At 72.8% G+C, this 12,834-nt stretch carries 10 protein-coding genes and 1 riboswitch; of the genes, 1 reads left to right on the top strand and 9 read right to left on the bottom strand.

Annotated elements, in window-relative coordinates; all coding sequences use genetic code 11:
* Nucleotides 1–22: 22 nt before the first annotated feature.
* A riboswitch (Fluoride riboswitch) is annotated at nt 23–113 on the bottom strand.
* A 23-nt stretch (nt 114–136) separates the two neighbouring features.
* The 3 genes from CLV34_RS15160 to CLV34_RS15150 form a co-directional block, all read right to left on the bottom strand.
* Nucleotides 137–547, bottom strand: coding sequence for a nitroreductase/quinone reductase family protein (locus CLV34_RS15160; protein WP_100351161.1), 411 nt, complete (start codon nt 545–547; stop codon nt 137–139).
* 93 nt (nt 548–640) lie between these two features.
* Nucleotides 641–1,966, bottom strand: a complete 1,326-nt coding sequence (locus CLV34_RS15155; RefSeq protein ID WP_100351160.1) for a carboxylesterase family protein — start codon at nt 1,964–1,966, stop codon at nt 641–643.
* A gap of 146 nt (nt 1,967–2,112) precedes the next feature.
* On the bottom strand, nt 2,113–2,493 hold the full coding sequence (locus CLV34_RS15150; RefSeq protein WP_100351159.1) for a winged helix-turn-helix transcriptional regulator: 381 nt from the start codon (nt 2,491–2,493) through the stop codon (nt 2,113–2,115).
* Between the two features lie 145 nt (nt 2,494–2,638).
* Here CLV34_RS15150 and CLV34_RS15145 point away from each other — a divergent pair, with 145 nt between their 5' ends.
* Nucleotides 2,639–3,004: a DoxX family protein gene (locus CLV34_RS15145; protein WP_100351158.1), complete on the top strand. Its 366-nt coding sequence runs from the start codon at nt 2,639–2,641 to the stop codon at nt 3,002–3,004.
* Nucleotides 3,005–3,065: 61 nt separating this feature from the next.
* Here CLV34_RS15145 and CLV34_RS15140 read toward each other — a convergent pair whose 3' ends face one another.
* The 6 genes from CLV34_RS15140 to CLV34_RS15115 form a co-directional block, all read right to left on the bottom strand.
* Nucleotides 3,066–4,196 (bottom strand): hypothetical protein, encoded by a 1,131-nt coding sequence (locus CLV34_RS15140; RefSeq protein WP_100351157.1) that lies wholly within the window; start codon nt 4,194–4,196, stop codon nt 3,066–3,068.
* A complete protein-coding gene (locus CLV34_RS15135) occupies nt 4,193–4,849 on the bottom strand; it encodes an RNA polymerase sigma factor (RefSeq protein WP_100351156.1) in 657 nt (218 codons plus the stop codon). The genes CLV34_RS15140 and CLV34_RS15135 overlap by 4 nt, the downstream gene beginning before the upstream one ends.
* Before the next feature lie 107 nt (nt 4,850–4,956).
* The gene (locus CLV34_RS15130) at nt 4,957–6,741 is read right to left on the bottom strand and encodes an ABC transporter ATP-binding protein (protein WP_100351155.1); all 1,785 of its coding nucleotides are present in this window, start codon (nt 6,739–6,741) and stop codon (nt 4,957–4,959) included.
* Nucleotides 6,738–8,762: an ATP-binding cassette domain-containing protein gene (locus CLV34_RS15125; protein ID WP_211289482.1), complete on the bottom strand. Its 2,025-nt coding sequence runs from the start codon at nt 8,760–8,762 to the stop codon at nt 6,738–6,740. Before CLV34_RS15125 ends, CLV34_RS15130 begins: the two co-directional genes overlap by 4 nt.
* A 111-nt stretch (nt 8,763–8,873) precedes the next feature.
* A complete protein-coding gene (locus tag CLV34_RS15120; RefSeq protein WP_100351154.1) occupies nt 8,874–11,396 on the bottom strand; it encodes an MMPL family transporter in 2,523 nt (840 codons plus the stop codon).
* A gap of 158 nt (nt 11,397–11,554) precedes the next feature.
* Nucleotides 11,555–12,661, bottom strand: coding sequence for an AI-2E family transporter (locus CLV34_RS15115; RefSeq protein WP_100351153.1), 1,107 nt, complete (start codon nt 12,659–12,661; stop codon nt 11,555–11,557).
* Nucleotides 12,662–12,834 lie beyond the last annotated feature (173 nt).

Here is a 12,834-nt window from a genome sequence, read left to right as displayed (position 1 = left end):
GCACGTCCTGCCCGCCGACGACGACGGGACAGGAACCATCAGCCGGGTGCCCGGAGGGGCTGTGGCGGTTCGGGCCGCTGACGGCCCCGGCGGGATCCATCGCCGTGTGGTGCGGGGCCAGCCTACCGGCAGGCGGTCAGCGGCGCGTGAGGCGTAGCACGGGAATGACGCGGGTCGTCTTGCGCTCGTACGACCGGAACCCTTCGGACCGTTCCGTGAAGCGCGCCCAGGCCGCATCCCGGGCGGCGCCCGAGAGGTCCTCGGCATGCACGGCCACGACGCCGTCGTCGGGCGTCTCGATGCGGACGTCAGGGTGCGCGAGCAGGTTGTGGTACCAGGCAGGGTTCGAGGGTGCGCCCGCCTTGGACGCGGCGACGAACCACGCGTCGTCGGTCTCGCGGACCGCCGCCACCGGGTTCACGCGCTCGGCCCCCGTCTTCGCACCACGCGTGTGCAGGAGGACGAGCCCCTTGCCGAACCCGTTCGTGCTCACGTCCCCGCCGTTCGCGCGGAACTCCTCGATCACCTGCTGGTTCCAGTCCGCCATGCCTCCGGCTTATCACCTCGGCGCGCCCCGCGCACGCACGGACGGACGGACCGGCGTGCGCGCCGGTCCGTCCGTGCACTCGGGTCGGGGTTGTCAGCGGTGGACGCCGTGCCCGCCGTGGCCGGTGGGCCGGGAGGTGCTGCGGTGCTGCTGGCTCATCCACGTCCACACGGGGACGCCCTGCGCGGTGCGGGGGTCGTCGTGCGCGAGGTAGATCCACGACCAGTGGCCCGGGTAGGTCTGTCCGTCCCAGGTGACCGTGTCGTAGAGCGTGAGCTGCGAGCCCGGCAGGAGGTCGTGCGCCCAGACGCTCGCCCTGTCGTACGGGACCGTGGCGTCGTCGCGGGACTGGACGAACCAGCTCGGGGTGCTCGAGAGCCGCGACACCTCGTCCGCGGTCGTGAGGTACGCCCCGGTCCGGAAGAGGTACAGCGCGGGCGACGCGGCGACGAGCGACGCGAACGTCGTCGGGTAGGCGGCGCCGAGCTCGACCGCCATGAGCCCGCCGGCGGACGCGCCCGCGAGGTGGATCCGGCTCGTGTCGACGTCGTAGCGCCGGCCGAGCTCGTCGACGAGCGCCTTGAGCCTCGCCCGGTACCCCGCCGTGTCGGCGTCGTACCAGGTGCCCGGGACCTCGGGTGCGACCACGTACGCGCCGCCGAAGGCCTTCTGTGCCTCGGCGGTCGCGAAGCCGAGCGCGCCGCGGTTGGCCCGGAGCTGCGCCTCGTTGCCGTACGCGTCGGGGAGCCCGCCCTCGCCGTTGCCGTGCAACCACACGATCAGGGGACGGTCGCCGCGGACGTGGTCGGGCGCGTACAGGCGGTACTTGAGCCCGCTCGCGGACGTGCCGCTGCGGAACGCGTCGACCTCGGGGTCGACGAGCCGGGTCTGGCGCAGCCCGGTGAGCGTCAGCGTGCGGCCCGGGGCGAGCGCGACGGGTGCGGTCTGCGTCACCGTGTACTGCAGGTCCATGAGGACGTTGCGTCCCGGCGCGGACAGGTAGTCGAGCGTGCCCGCGCCCGCGACCCCGTTGCCCGACAGCAGATCGAGGCGGGTGCGACCGTCGGGAAGGACGGTCACCCCCGTCACGGTCCGGTCGACGTCGTAGGCGACGGTCGCCTGACCGCCGGTGTCGATGCCCGCGGGCACGCGTCCGACGGCGTGGACCGTGAACGTGCTCGCGGCGGGCCGCGCGCTGCGGATCCCCGGCACGTCGCGCGTGTCGAGTGTGACGGACGTGACCTGCTCGCCGCCGTCGAGGACGGTCCCGTCGAGCGTGAAGGTCGCGCCGGTCCTGATGTCGTGGTCCGGCCGGTGCTGGCCGCGTCCGTGGGCGCTGCTGGTGGCCGCAGGGGCTGCGACCAGGGCGATCGTCGTGCCGAGCGCCCCGATGGCGCCGATCACGCGGTGCTTGCGCATGCAGTACTCCTCATCGTCGAGGTGCGTCGAGCGACAAGGTACTTACAGGTCCGTAAGCATTCAAGGAGGCCGCGGTCACGGTCATCGGCGTGTCGGAGCGCCCGCGTGTCAGAGTGCCGTCTGCCGATACGTCGGCGGCCCACCGGTCAGCGGGCCGCGCGCGCCTCGTGCTCCGCGCGGCTCGCCTCGATCGCCGGGTTGTGGCGGATCGCCCAGTCCGCGAGCGCGACAGCCGGTCCGATGAGACTGCGTCCGACGTCCGTGAGCTCGTACTCGACGCGCGGCGGGACCTCCGCGTGCACGGTCCGGGTCACGAGCCCGTCGCGCTCGAGGTGCTTGAGCGTGAGGGAGAGCATGCGCTGCGAGATCCCGGGGATGTGCCGCTGGAGCTCGCTGTACCGCATGACGCCGGGCTCGAGCGTCACGACGACCAGCAGCGTCCACTTGTCGGCGACACGGTCGAGGACGGACCGGACGGCCGCGCCGTCGTCGCCACGGATGGTGCAGCTGCGCTCGTAGTCGGACACGGCTCTCCTCCGGTGCGCGGACACGCGTGTCGGGGACGAACACGCGTGTGCCTTTTGTAGGCTCCTTGATTCTGACGCACGATGTGGTTCCGCACAGATCGTGCGGTGACGCACCATGTGTCATCCGTCCCGGACAGGAACCCCTATGCACGTCGCCTACTGGATCGTCGCCGGTCTCCTCGCCGCCCTCTACCTCTACTCCGGCGCGATGAAGCTCACCCGGTCCCGCGAGCAGCTCGCACCGATGATGCAGTGGGTCGAGACCACGCCGATGCCGGCCGTGCGGCTCATCGGCGCCGTCGAGCTGCTCGGTGCCCTGGGCCTGATCCTCCCGCCGCTGCTCGACGTCGCACCGGTCCTCGCGCTCGTCGCGGCGGTCGGGTTCGTCCTCGTCCAGGTCGGCGCGATCGTCGTCCACCTCCGGCGCGACGAGGCCAAGGTCATCGGGTTCAACGTCGTGCTGCTCGTGCTGGCCGCCGTCGCCGCCTGGCTCGCCACGTCGTTCGTCTGACCGGAAGGGCCGGCCGCGGACGCGTCGTCGCGCCCGCGGCCGGCCCTTCCGAGTCCCGCGGTCAGTGCCCCAGGTAGCGCGTGCGGTACGTCTTCTCAGGAAGACGCTCGTAGCCGGACAGGTCGGGGAGCGCGGCGAGAGCGTCGGCCTCGGCACCGGGCGCGTACCAGCTCGTGTGAAGGGTCGACCAGATCTCGGTCGGACTCCCCCCGACCGCGGAGCGCATCTTCTCGTAGCTCTTCTTGAACACCGGGAGGTGCAGGGCCGGGTCGAAGCACACCGTCTCCGACCACGCCAGGATGTCGTCGTAGTCGGACCCTGGGACGTACTCGTCGCCCGCGTAGACCCGGCCGTCGTTCCCCGACAGGTCGATGCACGTGGCCGACTTCCCGCTGACGGTCTTCTCGTAGGGTGACGAGGCCTCCACGCCCTCTGCTGCCGCGAGCGTCTCGGTGCTCGCGAGCTCGTTGGTGGTCGACGCGAGGTGCTCCCGCTCCTGGCTCGGCACCGTGTCGACGTCGTCCTCGGGACCCCCGACCTGCCAGGGGAAGGACGTGTAGGTCTTCGCGACCTTGTTGACGTACGAGTAGGTCATGTCGACCTCGCTCCCCGGGTCGGCGATGTGGTACTCCCACGTGTGGTCGTCGTCGTCGTAGTGCGACATCGTGAACCGTCCGTCGACCGTGCTGACGCCTTCGGCACGAATGGACAGCTCACGAGGCTCGCCTGCCTCCTTGAACCACGCGGTGTGCTTCGTCGTCAGCACCCATCCCGTGAGGTCTTTGCTCTCGGTCGCCTCTCGAGCACCCGCGATGTACGCCACCGCCGCGGCGTTGGCGCGCGGCACGTCGGGTGCGGAGTCCCCCGGCGACCCCGCACCCGCCGTCGCCGCCGACGTCCCCGTGACCGGTGCCGGAGTCACCGTGTCCCCCGCGCCGGCTGCTGCCGGCGCGGCGCCCCCGTCGGCCGGGACGCCGCCCGACACGAGCATCCCCGCCGCGGCGACGGCGGCCACGCCCGCCACCCCGAGGGCTCCCACCGTGGCGGTCCGCCGCCGCCGGCGGGTGCCTGCGCCGGGCGCCGTACCCTCCGTCGTGCGGTGCAGCCGCGCGAGGCCGCCGTCGAGGTCGAGGTGGTCGTGCGCCGGTCGCGCCGCGGCGCGCAGCTGCTCCAACGGGTCGTTCTGGCTCATGCCGTCATCCCCTGTTCCCGGGTCCTGGCGAACCCGCCTGCCTGCGATCGCGGCGCGGTCGCGCCCTTGCTCTCCTGCGTCGGGACACTCGTCCCGCTCCCTGCCTGCGCCGCTCCGCCGCGCTGCGGCCGCGTGCTCGTGGCCGCACCCTGGCGTTCCGCATAGACGCGGGCCAGCCGCTCCTTCGCCCGCCGGACGCGCACCGACGCGGTGTTCGGCCGGCATCCGAGCGCGGCCGCGAGCTCGGGGATCGAGAGGTCTTCGACGACGAGCAGCCGCAACACCTCCTGGTCCCGCGACGGGAGGCCGGCGAGCACCCGGTCGACGGTGTCCAGCGCGACGACGTCTCCCGACGCGTCCTGGACGTCGTGGTCCTGGGTGGTCGCGACCCTGACGGCGAGCGCCCTGCGCCGGAGCCCGGCCCGCACGTGGTTGGACATGACGTGCCGCGTGGTCCGCAGCAGCCACCCCAGCTCGTGCTCGGGCACGACGTCGATGCGCCGCCATGCGACCGTGAAGACCTCGCACACGACGTCCTCGGCGTCATGGGGTGCGAGCCGGGTCCGGGCGCAGCGGTAGACCGCCGGCGCGTGGTCCCGGTAGAGCCGGTCGAGGCGTTCTCGCGCCTGTTCGACCGATGGTGGTGATGTCATCGCCGCTCCGTTCCGTGGTCGACGGACGCCCCCTCACAAGCGCCCCACAGAAGGGATATGTCCGGCACAGGGGGTCCCGGTGACACTGGACCGGAACTCCCCGGCCGTCAGCGGTAGGCGTCCGCCTGCAGCGCGAACAGCTCGGCGTACAGGTCGGGCGCGGCGACGAGCTCGTCGTGCGTGCCCTGCTCGCGGACGCGGCCGCCGTCGAGCACGACGATCCGGTCGGCGTCCCGCACGGTCGAGAACCGGTGCGACACGAACAGCGTGACGCCGCCCGCGAGCGCCCCGGCGCGCTCTGCCGACGCCGTGAACCGCTCGAACAGGGCGTGCTCGGTGGTCGCGTCGAGCGCCGACGCGGGCTCGTCGAGGACGAGCAGCAGCGGGTCCGGCCGCAGCAGCGTGCGCGCGAGGCCGAGCGTCTGCCACTGACCGCCCGACAGGTCGACCCCGTCGCGGTAGTCGTGCCCGAGCACCTGGTCGAGGCCGTCCGGGAGCCGCTCGACGATCGGTCGCGCCCGCGCGTCGTCGAGCGCCCGCCCCAGCGCGTCGTCGTCGTCGAGGCGGGCGAGGTCACCGACTCCGACGTTGTCACGCACCGCGAGCTGGAGGCGCGCGAAGTCCTGGAAGAGCGTCGTGACGCGGGCGTGCCAGTCCGCGGGCGCGACGTCGGCGAGGTCCACCCCGTCGACGAGGATCCGTCCGGACGTGGGCCGGTAGAGGCCGCAGAGCAGCTTGACGAGGGTCGACTTGCCGGCGCCGTTGTCGCCCACCAGCGCGACGGTCGCACCGGCAGGCAGGTCGAGCGTGACGCCGTCGAGCACGGGCCGCGCGGCACCGGGGTACGCGAACGTCACCTCCTCGAGCCGGATCCCGACGCCGAGGCGCACCGGGACGGCCGCGCCCTCCGCACCGGGATCTGTGGCGCCCGCCAGCTCGCCCCGCATCTCCTTGACGTGCTCGACGACGCGCCCGGCCCCCTGCAGCGTGCCCAGGAGCCCGATCGCGCTCGACACCTGCACGCTCACCTGGATCGCGAGCGTCACGACGAGGACGACCTGCCCGATGGCCGCCGTCCCGGACGCCGCGCTGTGCACCACGACGAGCACCGCGGCGGCGTACGCGAGCGCGAACCACACCTGACCGGCGGCGCGGAGCAGCGCGGACCGCCGGTGCGCCGACCACACGACGCCCGTGGTGCGCGCCCACACCTCGTGGTGCCGGGCCGCGAGCAGGTGGCGGGCGCCGAACAGCCGGATCTCCTTTGCGGACGACCCGGACGTCCCCACGGTGACGAGGTGTCGAGAGAGCCGGATGTCGGCCGCGGAGTCCTCGCGGGCGGCGTCCAGGACGCGCTGCGCCCGCTGGGCGAGCAGCACCGGCGGCACCGCGGCGACCGGGAGCAGCAGCAACCAGGGCTCGACGACCCCGAGGATGACGGTCGTCACCGCGACCTGGAGCACCATGCCCGCGAGCATCAGCGTCGACTCGAGCGCACCCCGGATCCGCACCACCGCCTCGGTCACGGTCGTGACCCGTTGCGTGAACCCGGGGTCGTCGAGGCGCGCGATGTCGCCGCCGTGCACGATCCGCGCGATGTCGTCGGTGAGGTTCATCGCCTGGAGCTCACCGACCTCGAAGTACGACAGGTGGGCGAAGTGCCCGAGCATGAGCTCGGCGACGAGCAGCGCGACGAGCACGAGAGCCAGGACGACCGCGCGCGTCGTGTCGGTGTCGAGCGCCGCACCCGTGAACAGCGCGAGCACGACGCCGACGAACGGCGCGGCGAGGTACCCCACCGTCATGAGGGCGGACGCGACGACCAGCCGGCGCCGGTCGGTGCGCCACGCGTGCCCGAGCAGGAACGTGGCAGCGGTCAGGACGGGCCTCATCGGGATCCTCCGCTCGTCAGGGCGGCATCGCTGACAGGAGCGGGGCCGGCGTCGGGAGCGACCCGGAACCGGCTGGCCTGCAGCTCGAACAGCTCGGCGTACCGTCCGCCGAGGGCGACGAGCTCGTCGTGGTCGCCCTGCTCGACGACCCGACCGTGCTCGAGCACGACGATGCGGTCCGCCGGTCGGACGGTCGAGAACCGGTGCGAGATGACGACGCTGGTCACGCCGTCCCCGACGGCCCCTGGCGCGAGGAACCGGTCGAAGAACTCCGCCTCGGCGCGGACGTCGAGCTGCGCGGTCGGCTCGTCGAGGACGAGCACCCGCGCGCCCGCCCCGACGGCGAGCAGCGCGCGGGCCAGGGCGACGCGCTGCCACTGCCCGCCGGACAGGTCCTGCCCGCCCGGGTACCCGGACGCGAGCGTGGTGCGCATGCCGTCGGGCAGCCGGTCGACGACGACGTCGGCCCCCGCGGCACGGACGGCCGCGTCGACCGCGGCCGCGAGCGCCTCGGGGTCGTCGTGCAGGTGCGGTGCGCCCCAGCCCACGTTGTCGGCGGCGGGCAGCTCGAGCCGCACGTAGTCCTGGAAGATCAGGGCGAGCCGCCGGTGCCAGTCCGCGGACGCGTACGCCGTGACGTCGACACCGTCGACGGTGATGCGTCCCTCAGTGGGCGCGTAGAGGCGCGCGAGCAGCTTGACGAGGGTGGACTTGCCGGCGCCGTTGAGCCCGACGATCGCGGTGGACCGCCCGGCGACGAGCTCGAGGTCGAGGTGGCGCAGCACCCACGGGCCGTCGTCGGAGTACCGGAAGGACACGTCCTCGAACCGGACCACGCCGAAGGTCTCGGGGCACCCGCCCGCGCCGGCGTCCCCTCCCGCAGCGCCTCCCGCGGCCGCACCCGCCCGGGCTCCTCCAGCCTCGCCACCGGCCCGCAGCGCGCTCTCCTCGAACGACACCAGCGCGTCGTGCGACAGCATCCCGTACTGGGTCTGGACGTCCGCGTCGGGGAAGTACACGCCGAACCGCATCGGGATGAGGAGCGCCTGGAGCGCCACCCCGAGCGCGAAGAGGTCGAGACCGCCCGAGCCGGCGTCGACCGCGACGAGGACGAGCACCGCGCCGCCCCCCGCGAGCGCCACGACCGCGTACCCGACGAACGGCCAGAACAGGATGCGGCGCCGTCCGGTCCACAGGGGCCGCAGGTGCTCGAGGGTCTCGGCCCGGAGCCGTTCGCGCAGCCAGTCGAGCAGCCCGAGCAGGCGCACCTCCTTGGTGACGACGCCCGTGGTCGCGAGGTCCCGCAGGTAGCCGGTGCTGCGGCGGGACGCCGCGAAGGAGCCCCACATCTCGCCGAACCGGCGCAGGCCCCGCCGGTTCCCGTAGCGCACCACGACCGCGGTGGCGAGGATCAGCGCCCCGGTGACGGGCGACACGACGACACCGACCAGCACCGCGGCCCCGAGGAGCTGCACGTAGCGCGACACGAGCGGGAGGATCGCGGCCACCGCGTCCCCCGGGCTCAGGTTGTGGCGGGCGAACGCCGCGCGGGCGTCCGCGAGGAGGTCGAGCGCGGCTGCGTCGTCCAGCGTCGCCAGGGGCGCGTCCCGCAGGGTCGCGGTGAGCAGACGGTCGACGCAGTGCTCGTCGACGCGGCGCGCGACGACCTCGACGACCCCCGTCTGGAAGGGCGCGAGCGCCTGCTGGGCCACCAGCACGACGACGGCGGCGACAAATGTGCGGACGAGCTCGTCGGACGCGCCGCCGGCGGCGACGTCGGGCAGCAGGAACAGGACGCGGCCCAGCAGCACGATCAGCAGCAGCGGAAGGAGCCCGAGCACCACGGCGAGCACCAGACCGCCGGCGACGAGCGGTGCACCGGCCTGCGGGAGGAGCCGCACGATGGCCGCCCACCTCCCGACGCCCGCGCGGAACGACGCCCCCGCCCGCGCGACGCGACCCGGCCGCCGGCCCGGCGTGCCCGTCGCGTCCGCCGCCTGCTCGTCCGTCCGTCCGGTCACGGCGCATCCCTCCCCCGGGCGTGCCGGGCGGCGCGCCGTTCTGGGGACCCTAGGCGATGTGGCCGGATTTGTGCACGACGTTTCCGAATCGCGGACCGGCGCCCACGCGGGTCAGCGCACCGGGACCTGGTCGTCGTCGGCCGGCGTCCCCGGCTCGCCGGGCACCGGGTGCGAGCGCTCGAGCTGCGCCCCCTCGACGTCGACGTCGGGCAGCAGCCGGTCGAGCCAGCGCGGCAGCCACCACGCCGCACCACCCATGAGGTGCATGACGGCGGGGATGAGCATCATCCGGACGACGAACGCGTCGACGAGCACACCGAACGCGAGGCCGAACCCGATCGGCCGGATCATCGCCTCGTCGGAGAAGATGAACCCGCCGAACACGGAGATCATGATGATCGCCGCCGCCGTGACGACGGGTCGCCCGGCCCGGAACCCGCGCTGCACCGCGAGCCGCGGCTCGGCCCCGTGCGCGTACGCCTCACGCATGCCGGACACCAGGAAGAGCTGGTAGTCCATCGCGAGGCCGAACAGGATCCCGATCTCGATGATCGGCAGGAAGCTGAGGATCGGTGCGGGGTCGTGCACCCCGAACACCGACCCGAGCCAGCCCCACTGGTAGATCGCGGTGATGCCGCCGAACGAGGCGAGCACCGACAGCACGAACCCGACGGTCGCGGTGAGCGGCACGAGCAGCGACCGGAACACCAGGATGAGGATCAGCAGCGACAACCCCACCACGACCGCCAGGTAGAGCGGCAGCACGTCCGCGAGCTTCTCGGACACGTCGATGTTGGCGCTGGCGTTCCCGGCCACACCGAGGGTGACGTCCCGCCCGTCGACCTGGACGGGCGACAGGGCGCGCAGGTCCTTGACGAGCTGCTCCGTGGACTCGCTGTTCGGCCCGCCCTCGGGGATCACCTGGAACACGAGCGTGGTCCGGTCGGACGACGTCCCGACGGGGGCGACCCCCGCCACGTCGCCCTGCGCGGTGACCTCCTGCGCGACGCCCACCTGCACCGACAGCAGCGCGGCGTCGTCCGCGGGCGCGTCGGGCAGCGTCGCGACGACGAGCAGCGGGCCGTTCTGCCCCGCGCCGAACTCCGCCTCGACGGTCTTGTAGGCCTGGTACTGCGTGGTCCCGGTGTCCTCGGAGGACCCGTCGGGCAGGCCGAGCCGCATGGACGTCGCGGGTATCGCCACGACTCCGAGCAGCAGCACGCCGAGCACGAGCGTCACGACCGCCCGGACGGTCGACATCGGCGCGTCGGCAGCGGCCGTCCCCGACCGCGGCGTCGGCACGTCGGACACGGCCGCCGCCGCGCGCTCCTTGCGGCTCAGGATGCGCTGGCCCAGCAGCCCGAGCATCGCGGGCGTCACGGTCACGGCGACGAGGATCGCGACGACGACCGCCACCGCGGCGACGGTTCCCATGAGCCCGAGGAACGGGATGCCCGTGATGTTGAGCGCGAGGAGTGCGACGACCACGGTCGAGCCGGCGAACACGACCGCGTTGCCCGACGTCCCGTTGGCGAGACCGATCGACTCGTGGACGTCCATGCCCTGCTTGAGCTGCCGGCGGTGCCGGTTGAGGATGAACAGCGAGTAGTCGATCCCGACCGCCAGGCCGAGCATCACGCCCAGGACGGGCGTCACCGAGATGAAGTCGACGACGCCCGAGAAGGCGAGCGACGCTGCGGACGCGACGAGGACGCCGAGGACCGCGTTGAGCAGCGGGAGGCCGGCCCCGACGAACGTCCCGAGCATCACGAACAGGACGATGGCCGCGATGACGAGTCCCACGACCTCGCCGATGCCGAGGATCTTGGGGACGGTCTGCGCGATGTCGTTGCCCACGAGCGAGTCGACGCCGTCCACCGGGTTGTCGGTCACGGCCGCCTCGACGTCGTCCTTGACGGACTGCGGGACGTCGAGGGTCGACTGGTCGAACTGCACGGTCGCGAGCGCCGCGCTACCGTCCTTCGACACCGTCCGGACGCCCGCTGCCGCCTCCGCGAGCGCCTGCCCGTCGGACACCTGCGCACTCTGCGCCTCGAGCTTCTTCGTCTGCTCGTCGAGCTGCGACTGCTTCTCGTCGAGCGCCTTCTGCTGGGCGTCGAGCTGCGGCTTCGCCTGCGAGTACGTGCCGGTGGTCTTCGCCTGCGCGACCGCGGCGTCGAGCTGCTTCTGCCCGGCGTCGACCTGGTCCTGGGCGGCGGCCAGCTTCGCCTTCCCGTCGTCGACCTGCTGCGCGCCCTGCGTGAGCTGGTCCGTCTGCTTCTCGCGCTGCGCCTCGACCTGGAAGGGGTCGCTGACGGCTTTCACCCCGTCGACCTTCGCAACCTTCTCGAGCACAGCGGAGACGTCCCTCTGCTGCTCCGAGGTCAACGCCGCGCCGTCCTGGGTCGCGAAGACGACCGTCCCCGAGCCGCCGCTCGCCTCGGGGAACGTCGTCGCGAGGTCGTCGGTGACCTTCTGCGTCGCCGTCCCGGGGATGGTGATGGCCGTGGTGATCGTCCCGCCGAACGCCAGGTACGCCCCGCCCGCGACGACCAGTGCGACGAGCCAGGTGACGAGCACCACCACGTACCGGCGCGCAGAGAACCGTCCTAGCCGATACAGCAGTGCAGCCATGCGCGTCGCGTCCTCCCGAGAGCCGACCGAAGGCAGGTCTCACCCGGAACGGGCGCCGCCGTCGTCCGTCCATCGTCGCCGCACCACGGGTCTCTCCGCACGACGAGCGCGTGCGACGCGCGTCACGTCGGACGCGAGGTGGGGCGGGCCCCCGGCCGTCAGGCAGGCTGCGGCGCGTCCGCCTCGTCGTCGTCCGCGTCCTTCGCGGCCGGCACGGCGGGCCGAGGAGCGGCCTCCGTGTCGCCGGAGAGCCAGCGCAGCCACCTCGTGTCGGGGTCGCCCTCGAGGACGAAGGCGCGCAGGAGGAGCGTCAGCGGGATGGCGAGGATCGCACCGAGCGGACCGATGATGAACGTCCAGAACAGCACGGAGACGAAGCTCAGCGTGAGGCTGATGTTGACGGCGTCGGCCACGAACTTGGGCTGGACGAGCACCTGCAGCACCACGTTGACGACGCAGTAGACGCCGATGACGACCAGCATCAGCGGCCATCCGCCGACGACGAGCGCCAGCACGGCCGGCGGGATCAGGCCGAGCACGAAGCCGATGTTCGGGATGAAGTTCGTGACGAACGCGAGGATCGCCCACACGGCCGGGGCCGGGACGCCGAGTGCCCACAGGGCGAGGCCGTCGATGATCGCGACGATGCCACCGAACGTGGCACTCACGACGAAGTACCGGCGCACACCCCCGTTGAACGCCTCCGTCCGATCGATGATCGGGCCACGCGTGTCGCCGAACAGGTCCCGGGCCTGCTCGTAGCGTGCGCCGTCGGCCGCCATGAAGATCGCGTAGGCGCAGATGACGAAGAGCGTGGACGCGATGCCGACCAGCGTGCCGCTGATGCTCGTCGCGAGGGACAGGAGCTTGGACGGCTCGAGCCACTGCGTCACGGCGTCCGACCCGGACGTCTGCAGCCCGAGGTCGTTGAGCCGCGCGACGACGTCGTTCGCCGTCGACTGGAGATCCGAGAGGTACTGCTGCACCAGCTCACCGAACTTCACGCCGGCGAACGTGAGCATCGCGGCGAGGGCAGCGAGGATGGCGTAGACGATCGCGACCACGACCGACGTCGCGAGCCAGCCGGGCCAGCCGCGACGCACCAACGGCTTGCGCACGGGGTGCGCGATGATCACGAGGACGGCGGCGAGGAACAGCGGCGCCAGCACACCACGCGCTTCGTGGACTCCCGCCAGGACGACGATCGCCGCCGCGAGGCTGAGCAACGTGCGGGTCGAAGGGGCCAGGCCCGTACGGGTCGGCATCGTGGGCTCCTCGAGATGACGCGAGCGGACGGACGATCGCGCCGGTGCCGGCGCAACAGGGCTCCGAGGTTACCGCGTGCGCGGCTCGGTGGACGGGCGGCGCGGCGGTGAAGGGTTCTGGATATGCCGCAGGCCACCCCCGGGGTCGGGGGTGGCCTGCAGTGAATGGGTGT

The sequence above is a fragment of the Luteimicrobium subarcticum genome (assembly GCF_002798015.1).
Classification (GTDB): Bacteria; Actinomycetota; Actinomycetes; order Actinomycetales; family Cellulomonadaceae; genus Luteimicrobium; species Luteimicrobium subarcticum.
This window is presented reverse-complemented; position numbering and strand designations above follow the sequence as displayed.